Source organism: Legionella septentrionalis (assembly GCF_003989745.1).
Taxonomy (GTDB): Bacteria; Pseudomonadota; Gammaproteobacteria; order Legionellales; family Legionellaceae; genus Legionella_A; species Legionella_A septentrionalis.
In genome coordinates this window covers 1-21,388 of the sequence record NZ_RZGS01000027.1, presented here as the reverse complement: position 1 = coordinate 21,388, position 21,388 = coordinate 1, and the positions used below count along the sequence as shown (strand labels likewise).

Here is a 21,388-nt window from a genome sequence, read left to right as displayed (position 1 = left end):
TAATTAAGCATTTTTTATTATTAAACCGCCCAAGGGGGTTTAAAAGCGTTAGGTTCAGCAATCCATGCTTTTCAATATGGCATGGCGGCTAGATTTATTACCACAGTGAATAATTGCCTTCCACTTTTGACTGACTCAGGATGTATTTAATGGCTTCCATGATTTCACCCGTCGTGCAGTGTTTGCAGCCACCGTTTTGCGGATGATCGTCGCTTTTCATGGTGCGCTCGATTAAAACGTCCATATTTTTCGCAGCAAGAACGTTCCATTGTTCCTGATCGCCTATCTTGGGCGCACCCAATTTACCTTCATTGTGGCAAATACTGCAGTTTTCATTGTAAATATCTTTACCATTGGCCGGAAATTTGGCAGCGCCGCCTGATGCCAGATCAAGGCGTTGCGAACGGGACAGCGATTTGTTGAGTATATAATCCACTGCGGCGATCACGTCTTCATCAGAGCACGTGACGCAGGCGCCTTTGATGGGCATGCTGTTATACCCTTGGATGGCATGGCGGTATAAACCGGTTAAGCCGCTTTCTTTCAAGCGGGCATACCAGCCTGGGCCATTGCCGATTAATGGTGCGCCCATTTTGCCGTCCTGATGGCAAATAATGCAGGTGTTTACATAGACTTGCTTCCCGCGTTTCAAGGTAGGTTGCTCTTCCATGCTGGGAACCGCCAGCGGATCTTCACTGCTGATTGATTTTAAATAAATGGAAATGGCTTTTTGATCTTCTTCGGTAAGATAACTTAAGCTGTTGTGATTTACTTCCGCCATGGGGCCTGCGACGGGACCTGCCCTGTTCAGTAATTCGTTTTTCACGAACACATCGGCGACGTCATAATGGCTGGCTGAGCCCAAACCAAATTGGGTGATGTTAGGAGCCCAATAGCCATCCACAAAACCACCCGTTAAATAAAAGCGCTTCTTAGGCGCACCTAGGACGTTAAGCGGCGTATGACACATGCTGCAATGCCCAAGGCCGTCAACAATATACTTGCCGCGGTTCCATGCCGGTGATTGTTCCGGATCATATTCCAGTCGCTCATTGGGGAAAAAGAATAATAAATTCCAACCCCACATCCCCAGGCTTGCTCCCGGCATATTAAATGGGAATGGTTGTGATTTGTTTGGTAATTCCACGGCAGGAATATTCATAAAATACGTGTATAAAGCACGGGCATCGTCATCCGTGATGTTGGCAAAATAAACGTATGGGAAAACGGGAAAATAATTACGCCCGTCAGGAGCGCGGCCATGTTTCATGGCGCGGATAAAATCTTCTTCCGTCCAATTACCGATCCCGGTTTTTTTATCGGGAGTAATATTGGGGCTATAAATGGTACCAAAAGGAGTGTTTAACGGTAGACCGCCAGCAAAGGCGGGAGTACCGCCTCTAACATGCGTGTGACAAGCGATACAATCACCTAGTTTGGCTAAATATTCCCCGCGTTTAATTAGGGTTTCTTTTTCTCCGCTAGCTGGAGTCGTTTGCGGATAAGTAGGATAAAAACCATCTATCAAAGGGTCAACCCACTCATAATTGCTTTTTTCTTCTGCTGCCGAAGCTGTATTAAAGGTAGAAAATAGACCAGCTAACAAACACAAGGCAATTGCATTGTTTTTCAACAAAGAGCCCACGCTCCCTCCTTAAACTCGATTTTTCTAGGTATATATGGCAGGATAAATAAGTTTGGCATTTTATACTGCGGTTACTATAAGTTGCAATGTTGTTGGCGCACTTAAGCAGCATAAACGCATCTTCTGTAATAAGTTTTGCAGCTTGCTGGTAGAATCATTGCCTCCTAAACAAACTGATGCAAAGTAAGTCAGCCGGGCGCGAATCTTGGCCAAGAGATTCAATTATCGTGTTTTCTGCAGGATAACAGGCGAAAGACTTATGCAGTATTGATTCTCCCATAAGTCCTTGCCTTGTTCATGCTCAAATTTTTATAACCTTGCCATCTGCTATTCCAAAATAATGCAAAATGTGCGATAATTGCTCTCTTTTTGGTCTGTTTGGTTGTTGATATGCCAGTTTATATGAATGGTCTGATGTTGGGTTTATCCTTAATCATGGCGTTAGGACCGCAAAATATTTTTCTAATCCGCCAGGGGGCACAGCGCAAACATGTGTTGCTCGCGGCTGTGACTTGTTTTCTGTGTGATGCTGTATTGGTTACGGGTAGTGTGGCTGGGTTGCATGAAATTTTGGAGTTGCACCCGGCTTTAGGGGTATGGATGGCAAGGATAGGAGCCGTATTTTTATTTTATTATGGCAGCCGTGCTATTAAACAAGCTCTGTTCTCGTCAAGCTCAGTAGATATGGATGAAGTTATCTCGGTGAGTCGCAAACAAATTATTTTGATGGCGCTTGGCTTTAGCTTGCTCAATCCGCATGCAATTATCGATAGTCTGCTTTTGATCGGTGGCAATAGCAGCCGGTTTCCCGGGCATGAGCAAGCGTTTTTATTGGGTGTAATGACATCCAGCTTATTATGGTTTTCTTTATTGACCACGACTACGTATTGTTTTGCTAACCTACTTACACGCCGCCGTGTTTGGGGGTGTATCGAATTCTTTAGCGGGGTATTGATGATTTACTTGAGTGCAAAATTAATTTGTGCAATGGGGTGTTAGAAATTAGAAAGGGCCAATCGGTGTGTCGCCAATTGACCCAGTGGAATGACACATAGCAAGTCCAACCTCGCATAACAAAATATCGCATGGATTCGATTGATATGTCAATAATTTTTTTGCAAATATAGCTTATAAAGAAGCATCGGAGTGGACGTTTGTGCGGACACCTGCAGTAAGGAATTTTTGTTGTCGCGGCGGATATGCGTTAAAATTTAATCCCTTCCATTATTTTATATTCATTATGTTTTACGGCAGCATTCAAGAAACCCGGCAATTATTTTTCCTAAGTTGGCAAAAATATAAAACACAGCAGCCCTTACTTCCTTTAGAAGAACAAATTGTGGCTGTAATTAAAGTTCATCCCGAATATCATGAACTTCTTACCACCAATCATTTAAATAAAGAGTATTTCCCCGAGCTGGGCGCAACCAATCCATTTTTACACATGGGTTTGCATTTGGCACTGCGCGATCAGATCAGTACGGACAGGCCTGCGGGAATAACAAAAATTTATCGGGATTTAGTAAAAAAATATGGAGATACGTTGGCGGTAGAGCATTTGCTGATGGAGCGTTTGGCGGAATGCTTATGGGCTGCACAGCGCGCCCGTACCTTGCCGGATGAAAATGAATATTTACACTCTTGCTCTTCTCTCTTGTCTTGACGTTTAGGAATTTATCTTCCTATAGTATTTTGCGGTTTCGCAAATTATGGAGATATAAATGAAAAAGGTCATGGCATTGTTAGGGATATTATTAGGCTTGTGTGCGTATGTTCATGCGGATACAAATACTTCTCCTGCTCAAACTCCCAATGCGGTGGGTAACGAGGTACCTAATGCCGCGGATGGAAATTCACAAATGACCAATCCGAATCAAAACCCTGCGCCGGAGAGCATCGATAATGCAGAGGACAATGAAGCTGATCCCGCTAATGATCCCGATCCTGAAGCAGATGTTAACTCAACCGACACGGGAACGCCGCCAGCCCAACAATCGTCTCTTTGATGGCTGTTTAAGTATCTACGCAGAACTAGCACAGTATGCGGCAATATCCGTATAGGCAGTCGCCGCTTACTGGTTTTTACCTCATTATCAGTTAAAATAACGTCCTTATCCTATAGGACGTAAACTGATGAGCGATGACAAAAAAACCACCCATTTTGGTTTTCAAACCGTAGCGTGGGATGAAAAGGAAAAAAAAGTAGGAGATGTCTTTCATTCCGTAGCACCAAAGTATGATTTAATGAATGATCTGATGTCGCTTGGCATTCATCGTTTATGGAAACGGTTTACTATTGAACTAAGCCGAGTACATAAAGGCCAGTCTGTTTTGGATTTGGCAGGCGGAAGTGGGGATTTGACGCGGTTGTTATCCAGGAAAGTTGGCGATGCAGGCCAAATTGTTCTGGCTGACATCAATGCAGGCATGCTCAGGGTAGGAAGAGATCGGTTACTGGATGAAGGCTTGCATAATAACATTCACTTTGTGCAAGCGAATGCACAAATGCTGCCATTTGCCGACAACAGTTTCCATTGCATCACCATGGCATTTGGCTTGCGCAATGTTACCGATAAACAACAAGCCTTGTCTTCCATGTTCAGGGTATGCAAACCTGGTGGAAAATTGATGGTGCTCGAGTTTTCTACCCCGGTGCTCCCGGGATTAAAGCCCGTCTATGACTGGTATTCTTTTAACATATTGCCCAAAATTGGGCAGCTGGTAGCAAACGATGCGTCCAGCTATCAATATCTCGCTGAATCCATCCGCATGCATCCCACTCAAGAAAACCTTAAAACAATGATTGAACAGGCGGGATTTGAAGACTGCCATTACTATAATCTAAGCGGTGGCATCGTTGCGTTACACATTGCCTATAAATACTGAGAGAGTCATGATTAAACACTACACATTAAAGGCTTTGCAAAAAGCAATTAATAAAGCCTTGGCGCTGGATCCTTCCCGAGCGGAAAAACTACAAGCTCTTGAGGGCAAATCGGTAAAACTAATCATTACCCCATTAAACATCAGCTTTTTCATTTGCTTTAGGCAAAATGAATTGCACCTGGCGACTGCACAAGAATGCAGCGCAGACACAATTATCGAAAGCAGCCCGCTTGGTTTGATTCGCTTGAGTCTTTTGCCGGCTTCCAAAGTCCGCTCTTTGTTCAATGATCAAATCAAAATTTCTGGCAACATCGAATTAGGGCAAGAAGTAAAAAAATTATTTGATGAGATGGATATTGATTGGGAAGGGCATTTAGCGCAATTTACCGGTGATGTAGTCGCTTATCAAATTGGTTCTTTTTTCAGGCGTGGTTTTGCATTTAACCAACGATTGGGTGCCAATTTACGCGCCAACCTGACTGAATACTTACAAGAAGAGTTGCGGCTTGTTCCTTCGCGAGAAGAGTTGGAGGATTTTTTTAAAGACGTGGACGATTTGTCTTTAAGTGTCGAACGCCTTGCTGCCCATATTAACCAACTCACGGCTTGTCATGAAATCAATTAAACAGGTAATCCGTTTATTGCACATAAATTACGTGTTGGCTAAAAACGGCTTGGACCGCGTCATCGTGGGAATCAAGCCATTCGCACCGTTGCGCTTTATTGTATTCTTAAACCCCTGGACGTGGTTTCGCCGGGAAAAATTATCGCGAGGGGTGGCGCTTAGGAAAACTTTGGAAGAGCTTGGCCCTATTTTCGTCAAATTTGGTCAAGCGCTGTCTACACGCCCTGATATTTTACCCCCTGATATTGCTATTGAATTATGCAAATTGCAAGACAATGTGCCTCCATTTCCAAGCAAGATGGCACTCACCCTTGTCGAAGCTGCATATGGACAAAGTGCTTATGAAGTATTTGCCGAGTTTGATGCACAAGCTTTGGCTTCAGCCTCCATCGCGCAAGTGCATGCCGCTACGTTAAAAAGCGGTCAAAGTGTGGTGGTGAAAATTTTGCGGCCTGGCATAAAAAAAATTATTAGACAGGATTTGGGCATTTTACACACTATTGCGCATCTGGCTGATCGTTATTGGGCGGAAAGTAAGCGCCTGAAACCGAAGGAAATCGTACTTGAATTTGAGCGCAATTTAATTGATGAGCTGAATTTGCAGCAAGAAGCTGCCAATGCAAGTCAATTAAGACGCAATTTTTCCAAGTCGCCGCTGTTGTATGTTCCAGACGTATACTGGGATTATGTGCGCCCCAATATATTGGTTATGGAGCGAATATACGGTATACCAGTTACGGATCTTGCAACTTTGCATGAATATAAAGTCAACATCAAGAAACTGGCGGAACGCGGCCTTGAGATTTTTTTCACGCAAGTATTTAGAGATTGCTTTTTTCATGCTGACATGCACCCTGGAAATATATTCGTTTCTTATGCGCATCCGGAAGATCCACAATATATTTGCGTCGATTTTGGCATTATCGGTACGTTAAATGATAATGATCAACGTTATCTTGCCGAAAATTTGCTTGCATTTTTTAACCGCGATTATCATCGGGTTGCGCAATTGCACATTGAATCCGGTTGGGTAGCCAGAACGACGCGGGCGGAAGAATTTGAAAATGCCATCCGCATGGTGTGCGAGCCCATATTTGAAAAACCTTTAAAAGACATTTCTTTTGCATTGGTGGTCATGCATTTATTTCATGTGGCGCGACGGTTTAACATGCAGGTGCAGCCGCAGTTGGTATTGTTACAGAAAACACTATTGGCTATCGAAGGATTAGGCCGGCAACTATACCCAGAGCTTGATCTTTGGTCCACTGCCAAACCATTTCTGGAAAAATGGTTACGGGACCAAATTGGGCCAAAAGCATTTTTAAAACATATGCGTGCCAACTTGCCGTTTTTTGTAGAACAATTACCGCACATGCCTAAATTGTTAAACGATGTATTGTTGCTTAACAAGGAACAAAAACTGCGGGATTTGCAGATGGCCACTAGCATGGAAACCAGCAAATATCGCCAATCATGGTATCGTGGCATGGCCGCCGGCGTGTTCGGCGCTCTTGTTTTTTTTGGCGGTTTAACTTATTTAAATATAATAGAAGCAGAAAAGCTTACCCTTTTGGCCGCAGGCGCTGCAGTGGCTGGCGGATTTTTAGTGCTGCTGCGTCTATGCGCCGGCAAGCGAGATTAACCCAGTGCAACAGGAGTAATTATGGGATTAAGTGGAATAAGTCCGTTGTCGTTATTATTGATATTGCTGATCATTGTGGCGCTATTCGGGACGCAAAAAATCAAGTCCCTGGGTTCTGACTTAGGCACCGCCATTAAAAATTTTCGGCGGGCTTTGCATGAAGATGAGGATAAAAAATCATGAGCACCGGCGAATTGCTGCTCATTCTAATCGTCGCTTTATTGGTTTTTGGCCCTGGAAAAATGCCAATGCTGGCGCAACACCTTGGTAAATGTGTGCGCTTGCTGCAGCAATACCGGCAGCAAATTCTGGAATTTTGGCAAGCACAAATGAATGAACAGCAATTGCAAGACAATTTAAAAAAAGCCGAGGAAGCCGATAAAAAATATCAATTGGAAGACAAGGCTTCCGGAAAGTAAAACTCTAGTTAGACAATTTTGATTTCTCGAGGCAGCTTCCCAAGAAAATTCCTATTTCGTATAAAAGGCAAAGCGGCACTGCCAATAAAATTTGCGACAATACATCAGGCGGTGTTAACAACATTCCTACAATAAAAGCGGCCACAATCACATAAGGACGCACTTTTTTTAAAAAAGCCACGTCGAGCACGCCAAGTTGCAGTAAAAATAAACACAGCAGCGGCACCTGGAAGCACATGCCAAATATAAGCAGCATGCGGGTGATAAAATCCAGGGTAGAGCCGATGTCAGGCATCAAGCGCACATCTTGCGGAATGATATGGATTAAAAACTGCATCATGAAAGGAAGGACGATGTAGAAACAAAATAGCATTCCTGTCCCAAACAGCAGCAAACTGATGCTGATTATAAATTTTAAGCCCTTGCGCTCGCGGCGGTAAAGCCCCGGGGCTGCAAACCGCCACAAATGAATCAAGAGTACAGGGGCTGTACCAAGCATGGCTGCATCAGCAGCTAATTTGATAGGGATGAAAAAAGGCGAAGTAAGCTGCGTGGCGATAAGGGAATCTTGTGCCGGCAATATTTTTAAAAGAGGTAACGTCAAGACATGCAGCAAGTCCGAGGCGAAGATAAAAAAGAATAAAAATTGCGCCAAAAAAACAATTAAAATGATTAAAGCACGGCGGCGTAATTCGAGTAAATGGTTTAACAACATAGAGGCGAAGTTTGGTTTATCAATAGGTAAACCCTAACATAAGCGTGTTCTATTATGCCAGTATTGATCGTCTCACAGGCAAGAAGTTACATAAGTAAAAAAGCGTGCTTTGTGTCTGATATGAAATGAGATGCATCGTATGAATAGACAGGATAAAATTTATTCTTTTAATAATAGAAGCAGATATGAGCGAGCATCGCATGGGACATCGTCCGCGCAAACGATTTGGCCAGAATTTCTTACAAAACCAGCATGTTATTGCTGCTATTTTACAAAATTTCCATGCTCAACAAGAAGATAAAGTCTTGGAAATTGGTCCTGGTTTGGGGGCATTGACAAAACCTTTATTAAAAATTCTTAACCACTTGATTGCAATTGAAATTGATGCGGATTTACAGGCAATGTGGGCTAGCTCGCCCATTGCAGCAGAAAAATTGCAGCTCATAGCGGAAGATGCTTTAACCGTTGATTACAGCCAATTTGGTAGGAACCTGCGTATAATTGGTAACTTACCGTACAATATTTCTACCCCCTTGTTAATCCGTCTCTTGCAATTCATTCCATGCATTGAAGACATGCATTTCATGCTCCAGAAAGAAGTGGTGGAGCGCTTGGCTGCTTCGCCGCATTGCAAAGATTACGGTCGTTTAAGCGTTATCGTGCAATATTATTGTGAGGTTGAGCATTTATTTGACGTGCCTGCGGATGCGTTTTATCCACAACCCAAAGTAGAATCTGCTGTCGTACGTTTACTCCCTTATAAAATTTCACCCTATCCGCAGGTTAGTTTTACTGTGCTTGAGCGATTGCTGGCACAAGCTTTTGGCATGCGCCGTAAAACCTTGGCAAATAATTTAAAACCAATATGCAGCGCTGCAACATTGAGTCATTATGGAATTGACCCATCCTTAAGACCAGAACAAATTCCTGTGGCGGATTATGCCAGGTTGGCACATTGCCTAAATGCAGCAGAGTGAATTTAGGAGCACTGCAGCCGTGTGATGTTAATCATTCTATATTACAATAGATGTCCACTTGATATGCCGTGAGATATTGCAAATAGAGAAATTTATTGCCAAATAGTGTATACTTAGACCGCATTATGTCCTAAAATATAGCGCGGATAGCAAGCCGCAGCCGATGTTTGTGTAGTAGACGCATTGCTGATACCTCTTTACTGGTAAAATCACACGGCTGATTGAAAAAATCGTAGATCAAAAGATGGAGAACTGATCTTGTTTCACCGACCTAATAAAAAGACCACTTCCTCGCATGCCAAACCGTTGAAAGATTTAACTGCGGTCGTTGCCCCGGCCCAGTTGCTGGCAGATGAAAAAAGACAGGAATTACTGACAAAAATTAAAGAATTCAGTTCATTTGATCACGCCCGTTTTGACCAGTTATGCTTAAGTTTAATCCATAACCTAATCAACCACAGCCAAAGCTTGCCGGAAACTGCGCATAATTATTACACAGGGCCATGCGGGCTGCTGGACCATGCTTTAAACCGCACCGAAGCTGCCCTGGAATTATTCCGCGAATTTGTTTTGCCCGAAGGTGCAGATTTATCTGATCCGCAAAAACTTTGGCTTTATGCTTTATTTTCCGCAGGTATGTTGCAAGGGATCGGCAAACTACAAATCGATTATCGTGTCGATCTATTTGATGTTAATGGCCAGCTTTTGAAGGAATGGAATCCCTTATTGGAAAGTTTAGCTGCTGTCGCGACTTACTATCATTATGAATTCCAGCCAGAACAGGAAGAAGCTTTGCGCCGCCGCTTGAATTTATTATTTGGGCGTCTTTTAATGCCGGCTAGCGGATTTGCCTGGATTGCCTCTAACCCGCAAGTTTTAGCCGTATGGCTTGCGCTTCTTAATGAGGATTGGCAGGGAGCAGGGACGCTGGGGGCCATTTTAATTCGTGCCGAAGCCATTTCGATCCAGCGCTTTTTTAACAAATTAATGCTTAAATTAATGGGCGGGCGCAGCGGCGGGCGCTTAAATCGCGTTACTACTTTCGTGGATTCTTCCCCTGAAGCCATCAGTCAAAAAGAACAATTGGCAGGAATGGAATTTCTACGCTGGTTAACCAACCAATTGGAAAATGGCAAGATTATGGTCAATAAAGCCCCACTATTTATGGTGCCAGGCGGCATGCTCATGTGCCCTGAAATTTTTCAATGGTTTGTGCAGGCAAACCCGGAGTACAAGACTTGGCAATTGGTGCAAAATGGCTTCTTAGCTTTGGGCTTGCATGCCAAAGATGCGGATGGAAACGTTATGTCCCGTTTTGAGCAAGCCAATACGCAGCAAATGCTAAGTGGTGTGGTGGTATCCAAATACATGGTGGCCTTGCCTGATAAGGTAAAATTTTATAATGTGCATACGGGGCAGGAAAGCACATTAACTGCAGCTGAGTTGGCCATGTCTGCGCGGCATGTTGCGATCACGGCCCGCCAATCCGGTGTCATTTCCAGTCAGTTAAGCCAGTTATCCGCCGGGGGGCAATGGCAGAAAATTGAACAGTCAGGAGCATCGCCGCATATGGGGACTAAATACAGTGGTTGATTATGCAATTGGCGATGTGCAAGGTTGTTATGGTCCTTTACAGAATTTGCTGGAGCATATTCAGTTTAATGAGCGAGTTGACCGCTTATGGTTTGTGGGCGATCTGGTTAATCGTGGCCCGCAATCATTGCAAGTATTGCGTTTCGTGAAGCAATTACCTCTCCCACCCCGCATTACTCTTGGCAATCATGATTTGCATCTCTTAAGCCGCTTATTTCTTAACAATGAGCGGCGTAATACCGATGATACCATCCAAGATATTTTAACAGCAGCTGATGGCGAAGAGTTGGGGCATTGGCTGCGCAAACAATCCATTCTTATTCACGATGAGGCATTAAATATCGTGATGGTGCATGCTGGCATCGCCCCTTTATGGACTCTGGCTGAAGCCAAAACTTATGCATTGGAATTGGAAAACATGTTGCATGGGGGGCGTTATTGTGAATTTTTACAGCATATGTATGGCAATGAGCCCAAGCGTTGGCAGCCGTCGTTAACGGGAATGGAGCGCTTGCGGGCCATTTGTAATTATTTTACGCGGATGCGTTTTTGCGACGCGAAAGGGGCTTTGGTATTAAATTATAAAGGTACATTAGAAGATGCTCCTTCGCATCTTTTCCCATGGTATGAAGTGCCTGAGCGTCCTGAAATTGCAGCCGAGATTGTATTTGGCCATTGGGCGGCATTGCAAGGGAAATCTTCACACCCAAACATTCATGCCATTGACACGGGGTGTCTATGGGGAGGGCGGTTGACCGCACTGCGTTTGCAAGACAGGCGACGCTTTTCGGTGCCGGGACTTAAAAGCTGAAGGTATTAAACATGGGTCGGCGAATCGCAAGTCTTTTATGCGGCATAGTATTAATTTCTCAATGCAATAATTCTATAGCTGCAGAGATTTGTCCTGTTGTCCAGCCTGCTGCACTTTCGCTCTATCGTTGGGTACCCAACCCTGCCGGTGAGCGGCAAAAAGTGGATGAGGCAAGGGCACGCCTGAACAAGGCAATTAATAATCCAGAATACATGCTGGAGCACTGGATCGAATTACCTACTTCACCTGCCTCGACTGGCAAAAAAATCCTGCATTTAAGTTTAAGAGAGGCGATTTTATTGGCTTTACGTTATAACCCGAACATCAAGAATGCCGAACTTGATCGCATCATTCAACGTTATCAACTGCGTTTAGCGCAAAATGAATTTGAATTGCAACTTGCCTTAGCCGGTACAGCTTTGGTGGAAAAAAGTCATTACAGCGGCATTGGCAATGCCACCAATAAGAGTGCCTTGCTCACTCCCGAGTTTGAATACACCAATCCTTTGGGCAGTCAATTTTCCCTGCGTATGGATAATAATGTGGCTGCCGAGGGAAATTACAATCCTTTGCTCAACTTTACTTTCACGCAACCATTGCTGCGTGGCTTTGGCCGTTCGGCCAATGAAGCAGGATTATTGGATGCAAAAGATGCAGAATGGCTCAATAAGTTAAACCTGCAACAAGCAGTCATGGATCAAATTACCCAAGTCATCCTGACCTACCGGGCATTGATTTTGAGCGGCAATAATCTTGAAAACCAGCAGCGGCAGCTCGAAGAGGCGCGCAGGGCTTATGAGCGGAACGAGAAAAAAATTGAAGCCGGCGAGCTTGAACCTACGGGGAACATTCAACAATCCTATCAAATTGAATCCTTGCGTTTAATGGTGGAGCAAGCCGAAAATGAGTTTAGAAATACGGCTCAGGATTTATTGCAAATAATCGGCCTGGATCCGGATCTGAAATTGGCCGTTCCGAACAATGTCGAATTAAAAAAAATAATTATTCCTGATGTCAATAAAGCCATTGAGCAGGGTTTAAAACAAAACACCCAATATCAAGCCTTAAAAATGGCATTGCGTGCGGACGAACGTGCGTACACGGTAGCCAAGAATCAACAATTATGGCAACTGGATTTTACTGCAAACGTGCAAGCGGGGACAATCAATGATGTAGATAATAACCATCCCAGCTCGCGCAGCATCTATAACGGCATCAACGTTACGGAATCTGCGGGGGTAACCTTAACCATCCCCATCAATGATGTCAGCCGCCGTAGTCAATTAATCAATGCCAAAATACGCTTGGAAAAAGATAGGCTAAATTTAATTGCAGCAAAGCGCTCGTTAATTACGAATATTAAAAATACGATTAACTCCATTTCAAGCCAGGCAAAACGTTATGAGCTCGCCGAACGGCAAGTGCAACTGGCTGAGCAAGCTTACGAGCTGGAAAAGAAAAAGCAACAAGCTGGAATAACTACTGTCTTGGACGTTAATAATACGCAAAATCAATTATTGCAAGCGCAAATGGGCTTGATTAGCGCAAAAATTGCCTATTTGAATCAAATATCCGTTTTGCAGCGGATGCTGGGTACCACTTTAGAACATTGGCAAATTAAATTGAGGTATTGCGGATGAAAATGAGCCGCTATTTTATGTTTTTGTCTTGTGCTGCGATGTTGTTCGCCTGCAGTGAGCAGGCGAACAAGCGCGTGGACGAAAAAACATATGAAGTGAAAACGGAAGCAATTCACAAGACATTATATTTTACCGGAATTATGCAGCCTCTGGGGGAAAGTACAATAACAAATCCTGCCGAAGCGATTGTGGAAACCATGCACTTTAATTATGGGCAAAAGGTTAAGAAAGGAGACATAATTTTTACTTTGAATTCACCTGAGCTGCAAAAACAATACAACGATACGCTGGCTGAATATTTGAAAGCCAAGGATAATTTTATCATTGCCAGCACTAAATTCGCTGGAACTGAAGATTTATGGAATTCAGGATTATTGCCTAAAAATACCTACCTCAGTGAAAAATCAAGCTTAAACACTGCCCGTATTGCTTTATTACAGGTTACCCATAAGTTGTCAGAAATCTTGGAAAAAACCGGAGACGAGCATAGCCATGATCTTTCTTCCTTAAGTTTTGCCGAGTTTGATCGCGTGCAACAGGAATTGACCAGCAAGCATAATTCCATTCGCTTAAAAGCGGCCCGGGATGGTGTTTTATTGTATCCGCCTAAGTCTAATGACGATAAAGGCGGCCATTTGACTGTAGGGGCAAATGTAAAATCAGGACAAGTCCTGGCTTTGATTGGCAATTTGAGCGGCATCCGCGTCGAAATCAATGTGCCTGAAGTGGATATTGATAAAATAAAGCCGGGGATGCCTGCCACTATTCATAGCGTGGCATTTCCGGAAGATGAATTGAAAGGAGTGCTGGTATCGGTTAATGCGCAAGCGTCAGCGAGTAACACCGGGGCATTGCCCACCTTTACGGCGGTCATCGAGGTAAAGAAATTGACCCCAGAGCAGCAATCTTGGGTAAAGGTAGGCATGAGCGCTGCAATCGAATTAACGGTAAGCAGTCATGATAAATTACTCATCCCGATTGCTGCGGTTAAACAGCAAAATGGCCAAAATGTCGTGCAAGTCCGCGACAAAAAAGGCAACAGCACGCTTCGAGTTATTAAAACCGGCGCGGCAGAAGTGGATAAAGTTATCGTAGATGCAGGACTGCAGGCGGGTGAAATGATTGTTTATGGTTAGCAAGGTATGCCATTAATTGCATTAAATCAAATTACAAAAAAATATCAAATTGGTCATGTGGAAACCACGGTATTAAACCGTGTATCCTTGACAGTAAATCGTGGTGATCTGTTGGCTATTGTCGGCGCATCCGGTTCGGGGAAATCTACCTTAATGAACCTCATCGGTTTGCTGGATAAAGCAGATGCCGGACAGTATTTTTTGCAAGGCCGTGATGTTAACGGCTTGAGCGATGATGAATTAGCGGGTTTACGCAATCGTCACATAGGTTTTGTATTCCAGCAATTTAATTTGTTGCCCCGTTTTAATGCCGAACAAAATGTGAGTTTACCCTTAACTTACCGTAATGAAGCAATGCATGAGCGTAAACAAAAAGCGCTGCATGCTTTAACACGCGTTGGCATGCGCGCTTTCGCCGCCCATTGTCCGGCGCAATTATCCGGTGGGCAACAACAAAGAGTGGCTATCGCCCGCGCTTTAGTGACGGAGCCGCAGGTTATTTTAGCGGATGAGCCGACGGGGGCTCTTGATTCCAATACTGGAAAAGACATCATGAAGTTATTTTTGGACTTGCATGCTGAAGGCCGCACCATTATCTTGGTCACGCATGATGAGCAGGTTGCAGCACAATGCGCGCGCCGCATTACCTTGGCAGACGGGCAAATCGTGGCAGAAAATTAATGAAATTCAAAAATTATTGCCAACAAGCATTCATTAACTTAATGGCTGCCAAATTGCGCTCTTTTCTTGCTGTCTTGGGCATTTTAGTCGGTACTGCTGCCATTGTGGCTTTATTGAGTTGCGGTCAATTGGCTACGGAAAAAGCATTGGCGCAATTTAAAGCTTTGGGCACTGATTTGCTGGCAGTAACCTTATATCAAAAATTATCCGAGCCAAATCATAACGGTGATAATCTTTCTTTATCGACGTGGCGAAAATTTCCGCAATTGCTGCCATCGATAGTGCAAATCGCGCCATACAGCAGTGCTTATCAAGCATTAAGCTTTCAAGGCAAGGAGTTGAGCGGCGTTGTTCTAGGAGCCGATGAAGAATTGGCAAAAATCATTAAAATTGAATTGGCCGAAGGCAATTTCGTGTCGTTTGTGGATTCATTTGAACATTACTGTGTGATTGGCGATGGTTTGGCGCAACAATTAAGACAAATTAATTTGGAAACCCCCTTGCATAAGCAAATACGCATTGGGCAATTCCTTTACACTGTTATTGGCATAGCGAAACCCTGGCGTGAAAATAACTTTTTTAACGAAGACATCAACCAGGCGGTGATCATCCCTATTGCCGGTACTGCGCTAATTACCAAGGATACGCAAATTAACAATGCCGTGATGTTGATAAAACCGGATGTAAATATCGACAAACTTGTGGAGCAGGTGACATCGCTCATCGGCCGGCAAGCGCCGAAAGCCGGCGTTTTTACGCGCAGTGCCAAACAGATTATTGCCAGCATGGAAAATCAGGGACGGATTTTTACCTTACTGTTGGCTGTTATCGGCAGCATTTCCCTGCTTGTGGGGGGGATCGGCGTCATGAATGTCATGCTGGTATCCGTCAGCGAGCGTAAAAAAGAAATCGGCATCCGCAAAGCCGTGGGTGCTAAAAATAAAGAAATCCAAACGCTATTTCTGGTGGAATCAGTCATGCTGTCTTTGTTAGGTGGCATACTCGGTGTGCTGCTTGGATTAATTTTCACATGGGGTGTGGCTTATTTTAGCGACTGGCCTTTTATGATTTATTTCCTTCCTCCTTTAGCAGGGTTTGCCGTATCCGTCGCTACTGGCGTTTTCTTTGGTTTTTATCCTGCAAGGCGGGCATCCATGCTCGAGCCTATTGTTTCTTTGCGGGATGGTGTGTAGGCGCAAACGTTTGCTATTCCGATCAGCAGCAGTTAGGATCTTTATATTAAAGTTATGCCTTAAATGGCCGAAATAAAATTGAAAATCCGCCTGAGGAAAATAATATGAAAAAATGGCAGTTTATATTAATGTGGGTAGGGCTTTTGACGGCGCAAAATGCTCTCGCCAATGTGCAAAGCTGGAACCAATGGGTAGCGGAAGTCAGGGAAGAAGCAATAAACCAGGGGATTTCTGCAGCTTTATTTGATGAAGCATTTGCAGATATACATGAGCCAAGCAGGCAAGTTAAAAGTTTGGCTCGCTCGCAACCAGAACACCGCTTGACTTACCTTAAATATCGTAATTCGCGCGTTGATAATTACCGCATTGCTGTAGGCCGTAAAGAATATAAGAAGAACAAGGAAGTAGCTGATAAGATTGCTGCCGAGTACGGTGTTGACCCGTGTTTTATAATGGCGTTTTGGGGGATGGAAACCAGTTACGGCAGTTATATGGGCAATTTCCCTGTGATTAAATCCTTGGCTACCTTAGCCTACGATTCCAACCGCCGTGATTTTTTCCGGCAACAATTGTTTTATGCCCTGCACATCGTAAATGACGGGCATGTACCCTTACATCGCTTTAAGGGAGAATGGGCTGGCGCTTCCGGGCAGCCGCAGTTCTTACCTTCAAGTTGGGTAAAATACGCGGTGGATTATGACAGGGATGGACGCAAAGACATTTGGGATTCCAAGCCTGATGTCTTTGCATCCATTGCCAATTACATGAAATTAAACGGTTGGCAAACCGGGCAGCCCTGGGCTGTATTGGTAAAATTACCTGCTAATTTTGATATGAATTTGGAAGGAAAGAACACGGTTAAGCCGGTTAGCGAGTGGAATGCCATGGGCGTGCGCACCGAGGATGGCAAGCCGTTACCACATCAGGAGTTGCAAGCTAGCATCGTACAACCTTACGGCGGCCCTGTATTCTTAGCGTATGCAAATTACAAAATGATTCTGCGCTACAATAACTCCATTTATTACGCTGGTGCTATTGGTTATCTGGCTGATAAAATTTGTCAGCGTATTCCTTAAAGCCCCTAAAGCCGGTAAAGCCGGCTTAGGCTCATGCAAGCGTTAAATTTGTTCTATATTAAACTAAGTTCTCTTTAAACTTTCCAAGCCCTGTATGAGCGCTTATTTGGATAAAACACAAAGCCTGACACCCCTGGCAAGGCGTGTCATTGGTGAGAAAGCAACGGAATATCCCCACACCGGCAGCTATGTACAGCCGCGGTCACAAGGTACTTATTTGTGCCGCAGATGTGGTTTGGCGTTGTTTCGCGCCGACAGTCAATTTAGTAGCGGTTGCGGGTGGCCAAGCTTTGATGCGGAGATAGCTAATACAGTTAAACACATTCCGGACGCGGATGGTTTACGCACGGAAATTTTATGTAGCCGCTGTGACGGGCATCTGGGACATATCTTTACGGGGGAGCAGTTTACGCTCAGGAACCGTCGTTATTGTGTAAATTCGGCCTCCATCGATTATGTAGTCGATGATGAAGTTTTGGATTCCGCAGAAGCGATAGTCGCCGGCGGTTGTTTTTGGGGGGTTGAGTTTTACTTAACGCGACTGCCAGGGGTACTCAAAGTTGAAGCAGGCTACACAGGAGGCATGATTTTAAACCCAAGTTATGAACAAGTGTGTGCGGGTACCTCCGGGCATTATGAAGCAGTCCGAGTGGTTTATGATAGTGCGAAAATAGATTATTTAACTGTCGTAAAGCATTTTTTTGAAATCCATGATCCCACCCAAAAAAATGGCCAGGGCCCAGATATTGGCCAGCAGTATCAGAGTGCTGTGTTTTATTACGATGATGCTCAGCATGCTGACGCGCAAGCGTTAATTCAGCAATTAAAACAAAAAGGCTATGATGTCTGTACACGTTTGTTGCCGGTACAAACTTTTTGGCCTGCCGAAGAATACCATCAGCAGTATTACCACAAGCATAATAAACTTCCATACTGCCATCATCCGCTGCCACGGTTTAAATAATATTCAAGCTCCACATGTGAATATCCATGCAAAACTCGCCATTAATATTGGATTTATAAGAACCGCCGGGCTATCGAGCCTGAGTGTCGAGATGGATTGTTATTTAAGGCTTGTGTTTCACTGATAGTCAAGGCATATGGATTGGCAGAAAGAGTTAAAATAAATCGATTTGGAAGAATAGATTTCATAAAGCATAATAATAGTTCTATAATCGCTTTTTTAGTTTATTTAAATGCAAGATATGAAAAAGCTAAGCTTAGCGCAAATCCAGGCAATTAATGCGGTATTATTTTTAGCGTGTGGAATACAAGTATATGTTGATAAAGAGACACAAGAAAGAACACGTAAATTGAATCCGCGTGGAAATTTATTGTGGACCTTATTCGTGGATGGAAGGTTCTGGAAAAAAGAAAAAGGCTTTGTAGGGTATGCTAAGAGAGGTGGCGGGTATAAAGAAATTGCGCTGGCTTCCCAAGCCATCATGGCTGCTCTGCAGGATATTGATGAAGAACTTAGCATCGATGTCATTGACCGAGTTAGTAAGATATTTTTTGAGAGCCAAGAGTATGCCCCCCAATTTTTTCGAAGCAATCTAGACCAAACAAACCCAGGCAAGTTTGGCTTGGTAAATAAAAAAGGCGGAGAAGAAAATTTAACAGCGGCAGGTGTTGAACAACTTCGAGCTCGCATTGAGCAAGGTTATTATGCAAATTATAATTTAACTCCTGTGCTCGATCGCTCATCTGGGGATTATTACAATCCCTGGAATGAAAATAATTATCAGCTTAATTTGGCAGACTTAAAATCGGTTGTGGAAGCTATAAAAGCAGGAGAAGAAATTTTCCTGGGTTGTTGTTTTAAAGCTGAACAGCAAAGCAAGAAAAAAATTCTGGAAAAAGCAATCAATAATTATAATTTAACGATAAAACAAGCCGGAACCCCCGAGGAAAAATTAAAAACTATTGTCGAATATGTGCAGCTATTTGAACAAATTCATCCATTAGCAGATTACAATTGCCGTACTTTTTGTACTGCAATATTAAATCGGTTGCTTGTGCAAAATGGTTTTATGCCTGCCATACCGTTTGATCCAAATAATTTTGATATGAATTCAGTAGATGAATTAGTGATTGAAGTCAAAAAAGGTATGAAAAGAACGAAAGCCTTATTAAGTGAAAATCAAAAACAAGAGGGAGCTACTACCGTCACTTCTTATGATGCAGAAGTATTTGATCACGCCTTCGAAGATTTTGGGATAACTGCGCAAGATTTTGCAAATATAGTTAACACGATAAGTCGTGAGCATGCGGAAAAAATGACTAATAATCAAATACAACATGGCTTGCGAGAACCCCTGACTAAAGAAATTTTATCGCAGCTACAATCCCATTACGGCTTGAATTACAGCGAAGAAATTCAAAAATTTTTTGCAAAAGGAGGTATTTTTACAGGATTTGGCAGTCAATATATCTGCACTTTTATAAACGAAATCTGCAAGGTGTATTCCCAAACGAAAATACAGCAACACACGCAATTGGAAGAACATTCTGAATTATTGCAAAACGACCATCTTGCCCCATCTTTTTAGTGTAATAGTGCTGCTTGAGCTGACAACACGTCTTGCAACCGGCAGTTGTCAGTGCAAGTTTTCACTAAATTACACTTACAGCTTTATTTCGAACTGACAGGCGTCAAATCTTCAATCAACCGTGCAAATCCAAGCGCATGTAATGCAGTTTATCGCTGATAATATTGCTCTTTATCGTATGATCATAAAAAGCGAAGGCATCTTTGTTTCCTGCTTGAATGAGGAATTCAATACATCCACCCCCGGTTTCATTGGCGATTTCTACTAGTTTTTGCACGCTCAAGTTCTATTCATTAACACCGATATTTATCCATATAAAAGAAAATATGGGCTTGGAGGCAGCGATGAAAAAAATAGCCAAATTTAATATCGGTGATGTAGTCATTCATAAAAAACAGGGATATCGGGCTGTCATTATTGACGCCGACCCGCTGTTTCAAGCGTCCGGGCAATATAACCCGCAGGCAGACAAGCGCGAATTCGCCTGCAAGGCTCCCTGGTATCGATTGCTGGTAGATGAAAGCAGCCTCAGTACTTATGTAGAAGAAGATTTATTGCTGCGCGATGACAGTAAACAAGCGGTTAATAACCCAAATGTTAGTGTGTACTTAATTACCATTAAAGATGGATATTATACCAGCAGTTATAAACCTCATTAACAGCGGCAATGCCTCTTAAAAGAGGGGCATTCGCTGTTTTTTTCAGTCATGACGGTTCATCATAGATAAATTTTCTTGTGCGGATTCTTTATCTTGTGCAGTTAATTTCTCATTTAAATGCTTTAATTTTTGCAAGGTATCCTTTTGGTTTTGCAGATATCGGTATTGAGCTTGTTTTTGCAGGTTAATCTGAGATTGCAGCTCCAGGATGTTTTTTTTGATTTGTTGCATTTCCAAGTCGTGTGATGTTTGGGGTGAGTGGGAGAGTAGAAACATGCGCTGCATATAAGTGTCGGCAGAATTATCCTGCCTATAATTGGCAAGCATTTCCATCCTTTGCTCTTCCTTTAGCTGGATGGCTGTCGTATTGTTTTCCAAATTAATTAACTTGATATTTTCTGCATTCACTTGCTCACTTAAAGCGTTTAAATTGTTTTCTACGTGGGAAATATGCAAATTTATTTTTCTTAATTGTTCTGTGTAATCATTTTTTAATTTTTCCAGTTCAATGAGCGAATGGTTGGGCAGAAGGTGTGGCGATGCTTGAGTTTTTTTAGCAAAAAACATTTCGTCTCCTAGGGCGTGTTTTTAAAGTTTCAGCCACAATATAATACTTACTAGCGTTAATGCCCCTAAAAACATGACTGCTGTTTTATCATAACGTGTAGCAATTCTCCTAAAGCTTTTGACTCGATTAAAAAAACGCTCAACGTAATTACGCTCTTTGTATATATGCGTATCATGCTCTATAAGTAGTATGCGATTCTTTTTGGATGGGATGACAGCTGTGATTCCTCTATTTTTTAACTCTTGGCGAAATTCGTTGCTATCATAAGCCTTATCGGCTAATAAATACTCTGATAGTTCATCACCCAGCAATTCTTGTGCTGATTTAATCTCACTATCTTGTCCTGGTGTTAAAATAAAACACAAGGGCAATCCAAAAGAATCAACTTTTACATGGATTTTTGAGCTAAAACCACCTTTGCTTCGACCAAGCGCCTGTTTATTTTGACCACCTCGTGCACCAGCTGCATGTTGATGTGCTCGAATTACACTACCATCCATCATGTGCCATTCGTGATCGCCATCTTTTTTTTAAAATTTCAAGTATTCCATTGAAATGCCCATTTTTAAC

The 21,388-nt window shown here is 43.1% G+C and carries 23 protein-coding genes and 1 pseudogene; 19 read left to right on the top strand and 5 right to left on the bottom strand.

The window, feature by feature from the left end; translation table 11 throughout:
• Positions 1 to 97: 97 nt before the first annotated feature.
• Complete coding sequence (locus ELY11_RS09040; protein WP_407656450.1) at positions 98 to 1,528, bottom strand: c-type cytochrome; 1,431 nt, start codon at positions 1,526 to 1,528, stop codon at positions 98 to 100.
• 507 nt (positions 1,529 to 2,035) lie between these two features.
• Here ELY11_RS09040 and ELY11_RS09035 point away from each other — a divergent pair.
• From ELY11_RS09035 to ELY11_RS09000, 8 genes are all read left to right on the top strand, one after another.
• Positions 2,036 to 2,644 carry a LysE/ArgO family amino acid transporter gene (locus ELY11_RS09035; protein WP_127033178.1) on the top strand — a complete coding sequence of 203 codons (609 nt, stop codon included), beginning with the start codon at positions 2,036 to 2,038 and terminating at the stop codon, positions 2,642 to 2,644.
• 241 nt (positions 2,645 to 2,885) lie between these two features.
• Entirely contained in the window at positions 2,886 to 3,308 is a 423-nt protein-coding gene (locus ELY11_RS09030; RefSeq protein ID WP_126954534.1) for a DUF1841 family protein, read from the top strand.
• 58 nt (positions 3,309 to 3,366) lie between these two features.
• Positions 3,367 to 3,651: a hypothetical protein gene (locus ELY11_RS09025; RefSeq protein WP_127033176.1), complete on the top strand. Its 285-nt coding sequence runs from the start codon at positions 3,367 to 3,369 to the stop codon at positions 3,649 to 3,651.
• 127 nt (positions 3,652 to 3,778) lie between these two features.
• On the top strand, positions 3,779 to 4,531 hold the full coding sequence (gene ubiE / locus ELY11_RS09020) for a bifunctional demethylmenaquinone methyltransferase/2-methoxy-6-polyprenyl-1,4-benzoquinol methylase UbiE (protein ID WP_127033174.1): 753 nt from the start codon (positions 3,779 to 3,781) through the stop codon (positions 4,529 to 4,531).
• Positions 4,532 to 4,538: 7 nt separating this feature from the next.
• Positions 4,539 to 5,156, top strand: a complete 618-nt coding sequence (locus tag ELY11_RS09015; RefSeq protein ID WP_127033172.1) for a ubiquinone biosynthesis accessory factor UbiJ — start codon at positions 4,539 to 4,541, stop codon at positions 5,154 to 5,156.
• Positions 5,143 to 6,798: a ubiquinone biosynthesis regulatory protein kinase UbiB gene (ubiB, locus tag ELY11_RS09010; RefSeq protein WP_126954520.1), complete on the top strand. Its 1,656-nt coding sequence runs from the start codon at positions 5,143 to 5,145 to the stop codon at positions 6,796 to 6,798. Before ELY11_RS09015 ends, ubiB begins: the two co-directional genes overlap by 14 nt.
• Positions 6,799 to 6,819: 21 nt before the next feature.
• Complete coding sequence (gene tatA / locus ELY11_RS09005) at positions 6,820 to 6,981, top strand: twin-arginine translocase TatA/TatE family subunit (RefSeq protein ID WP_127033170.1); 162 nt, start codon at positions 6,820 to 6,822, stop codon at positions 6,979 to 6,981.
• Positions 6,978 to 7,217 (top strand): twin-arginine translocase TatA/TatE family subunit, encoded by a 240-nt coding sequence (locus tag ELY11_RS09000; RefSeq protein WP_126954518.1) that lies wholly within the window; start codon positions 6,978 to 6,980, stop codon positions 7,215 to 7,217. The genes tatA and ELY11_RS09000 overlap by 4 nt, the downstream gene beginning before the upstream one ends.
• A 4-nt stretch (positions 7,218 to 7,221) precedes the next feature.
• Here ELY11_RS09000 and tatC read toward each other — a convergent pair whose 3' ends face one another.
• Complete coding sequence (gene tatC / locus ELY11_RS08995) at positions 7,222 to 7,929, bottom strand: twin-arginine translocase subunit TatC (protein ID WP_126954533.1); 708 nt, start codon at positions 7,927 to 7,929, stop codon at positions 7,222 to 7,224.
• A gap of 203 nt (positions 7,930 to 8,132) precedes the next feature.
• On the opposite strand from tatC, the gene rsmA reads away from it, so the two are divergent.
• From rsmA to ELY11_RS08945, 10 genes are all read left to right on the top strand, one after another.
• Positions 8,133 to 8,909, top strand: a complete 777-nt coding sequence (gene rsmA / locus ELY11_RS08990) for a 16S rRNA (adenine(1518)-N(6)/adenine(1519)-N(6))-dimethyltransferase RsmA (RefSeq protein ID WP_126954532.1) — start codon at positions 8,133 to 8,135, stop codon at positions 8,907 to 8,909.
• 258 nt (positions 8,910 to 9,167) lie between these two features.
• Positions 9,168 to 10,502, top strand: a complete 1,335-nt coding sequence (locus ELY11_RS08985; RefSeq protein WP_127033168.1) for a conjugal transfer nickase/helicase domain-containing protein — start codon at positions 9,168 to 9,170, stop codon at positions 10,500 to 10,502.
• Positions 10,495 to 11,313 carry a symmetrical bis(5'-nucleosyl)-tetraphosphatase gene (locus ELY11_RS08980; RefSeq protein WP_126954531.1) on the top strand — a complete coding sequence of 273 codons (819 nt, stop codon included), beginning with the start codon at positions 10,495 to 10,497 and terminating at the stop codon, positions 11,311 to 11,313. The genes ELY11_RS08985 and ELY11_RS08980 overlap by 8 nt, the downstream gene beginning before the upstream one ends.
• 11 nt (positions 11,314 to 11,324) lie before the next feature.
• Positions 11,325 to 12,953, top strand: a complete 1,629-nt coding sequence (locus ELY11_RS08975; protein WP_126954516.1) for a TolC family protein — start codon at positions 11,325 to 11,327, stop codon at positions 12,951 to 12,953.
• Between the two features lie 2 nt (positions 12,954 to 12,955).
• Complete coding sequence (locus ELY11_RS08970) at positions 12,956 to 14,089, top strand: efflux RND transporter periplasmic adaptor subunit (RefSeq protein ID WP_407656449.1); 1,134 nt, start codon at positions 12,956 to 12,958, stop codon at positions 14,087 to 14,089.
• A gap of 6 nt (positions 14,090 to 14,095) precedes the next feature.
• A complete protein-coding gene (locus tag ELY11_RS08965; protein WP_126954514.1) occupies positions 14,096 to 14,770 on the top strand; it encodes an ABC transporter ATP-binding protein in 675 nt (224 codons plus the stop codon).
• Positions 14,770 to 15,963, top strand: a complete 1,194-nt coding sequence (locus tag ELY11_RS08960; RefSeq protein WP_126954513.1) for an ABC transporter permease — start codon at positions 14,770 to 14,772, stop codon at positions 15,961 to 15,963. Before ELY11_RS08965 ends, ELY11_RS08960 begins: the two co-directional genes overlap by 1 nt.
• Positions 15,964 to 16,067: 104 nt before the next feature.
• Positions 16,068 to 17,039, top strand: coding sequence for a lytic murein transglycosylase (locus ELY11_RS08955; RefSeq protein ID WP_126954512.1), 972 nt, complete (start codon positions 16,068 to 16,070; stop codon positions 17,037 to 17,039).
• A gap of 94 nt (positions 17,040 to 17,133) precedes the next feature.
• Positions 17,134 to 18,003 (top strand): bifunctional methionine sulfoxide reductase B/A protein, encoded by an 870-nt coding sequence (locus tag ELY11_RS08950; RefSeq protein WP_126954511.1) that lies wholly within the window; start codon positions 17,134 to 17,136, stop codon positions 18,001 to 18,003.
• A gap of 241 nt (positions 18,004 to 18,244) precedes the next feature.
• Positions 18,245 to 19,591, top strand: coding sequence for a hypothetical protein (locus ELY11_RS08945; protein WP_126954510.1), 1,347 nt, complete (start codon positions 18,245 to 18,247; stop codon positions 19,589 to 19,591).
• 115 nt (positions 19,592 to 19,706) lie between these two features.
• Here ELY11_RS08945 and ELY11_RS12410 read toward each other — a convergent pair whose 3' ends face one another.
• On the bottom strand, positions 19,707 to 19,868 hold the full coding sequence (locus tag ELY11_RS12410; RefSeq protein WP_158614993.1) for a hypothetical protein: 162 nt from the start codon (positions 19,866 to 19,868) through the stop codon (positions 19,707 to 19,709).
• 67 nt (positions 19,869 to 19,935) lie between these two features.
• Between ELY11_RS12410 and hspQ the strand changes: the two genes are divergently transcribed.
• Positions 19,936 to 20,250: a heat shock protein HspQ gene (hspQ, locus tag ELY11_RS08940; protein WP_126954509.1), complete on the top strand. Its 315-nt coding sequence runs from the start codon at positions 19,936 to 19,938 to the stop codon at positions 20,248 to 20,250.
• A gap of 42 nt (positions 20,251 to 20,292) precedes the next feature.
• On the opposite strand, the gene ELY11_RS08935 is transcribed toward hspQ, so the two are convergent.
• Positions 20,293 to 20,817 (bottom strand): hypothetical protein, encoded by a 525-nt coding sequence (locus tag ELY11_RS08935; RefSeq protein WP_126954508.1) that lies wholly within the window; start codon positions 20,815 to 20,817, stop codon positions 20,293 to 20,295.
• A 21-nt stretch (positions 20,818 to 20,838) separates the two neighbouring features.
• Positions 20,839 to 21,327: pseudogene (locus ELY11_RS08930) on the bottom strand (IS5 family transposase); the annotation flags it as partial.
• Positions 21,328 to 21,388: the final 61 nt, after the last annotated feature.

Bases quoted from the DNA above. Each gene is read 5' to 3' on its own strand.
- ELY11_RS09035 (WP_127033178.1), top strand. From the start codon at position 2,036: ATGCCAGTTTATATGAATGGTCTGATGTTGGGTTTATCCTTAATCATG.
- ELY11_RS09030 (WP_126954534.1), top strand. From the start codon at position 2,886: ATGTTTTACGGCAGCATTCAAGAAACCCGGCAATTATTTTTCCTAAGT.
- ELY11_RS09025 (WP_127033176.1), top strand. From the start codon at position 3,367: ATGAAAAAGGTCATGGCATTGTTAGGGATATTATTAGGCTTGTGTGCG.
- ubiE (WP_127033174.1), top strand. From the start codon at position 3,779: ATGAGCGATGACAAAAAAACCACCCATTTTGGTTTTCAAACCGTAGCG.
- ELY11_RS09015 (WP_127033172.1), top strand. From the start codon at position 4,539: ATGATTAAACACTACACATTAAAGGCTTTGCAAAAAGCAATTAATAAA.
- ubiB (WP_126954520.1), top strand. From the start codon at position 5,143: ATGAAATCAATTAAACAGGTAATCCGTTTATTGCACATAAATTACGTG.
- tatA (WP_127033170.1), top strand. From the start codon at position 6,820: ATGGGATTAAGTGGAATAAGTCCGTTGTCGTTATTATTGATATTGCTG.
- ELY11_RS09000 (WP_126954518.1), top strand. From the start codon at position 6,978: ATGAGCACCGGCGAATTGCTGCTCATTCTAATCGTCGCTTTATTGGTT.
- rsmA (WP_126954532.1), top strand. From the start codon at position 8,133: ATGGGACATCGTCCGCGCAAACGATTTGGCCAGAATTTCTTACAAAAC.
- ELY11_RS08975 (WP_126954516.1), top strand. From the start codon at position 11,325: ATGGGTCGGCGAATCGCAAGTCTTTTATGCGGCATAGTATTAATTTCT.
- ELY11_RS08970 (WP_407656449.1), top strand. From the start codon at position 12,956: ATGAGCCGCTATTTTATGTTTTTGTCTTGTGCTGCGATGTTGTTCGCC.
- ELY11_RS08965 (WP_126954514.1), top strand. From the start codon at position 14,096: ATGCCATTAATTGCATTAAATCAAATTACAAAAAAATATCAAATTGGT.
- ELY11_RS08960 (WP_126954513.1), top strand. From the start codon at position 14,770: ATGAAATTCAAAAATTATTGCCAACAAGCATTCATTAACTTAATGGCT.
- ELY11_RS08955 (WP_126954512.1), top strand. From the start codon at position 16,068: ATGAAAAAATGGCAGTTTATATTAATGTGGGTAGGGCTTTTGACGGCG.
- ELY11_RS08950 (WP_126954511.1), top strand. From the start codon at position 17,134: ATGAGCGCTTATTTGGATAAAACACAAAGCCTGACACCCCTGGCAAGG.
- ELY11_RS08945 (WP_126954510.1), top strand. From the start codon at position 18,245: ATGAAAAAGCTAAGCTTAGCGCAAATCCAGGCAATTAATGCGGTATTA.
- hspQ (WP_126954509.1), top strand. From the start codon at position 19,936: ATGAAAAAAATAGCCAAATTTAATATCGGTGATGTAGTCATTCATAAA.
- ELY11_RS08935 (WP_126954508.1), bottom strand. From the start codon at position 20,817: ATGTTTTTTGCTAAAAAAACTCAAGCATCGCCACACCTTCTGCCCAAC.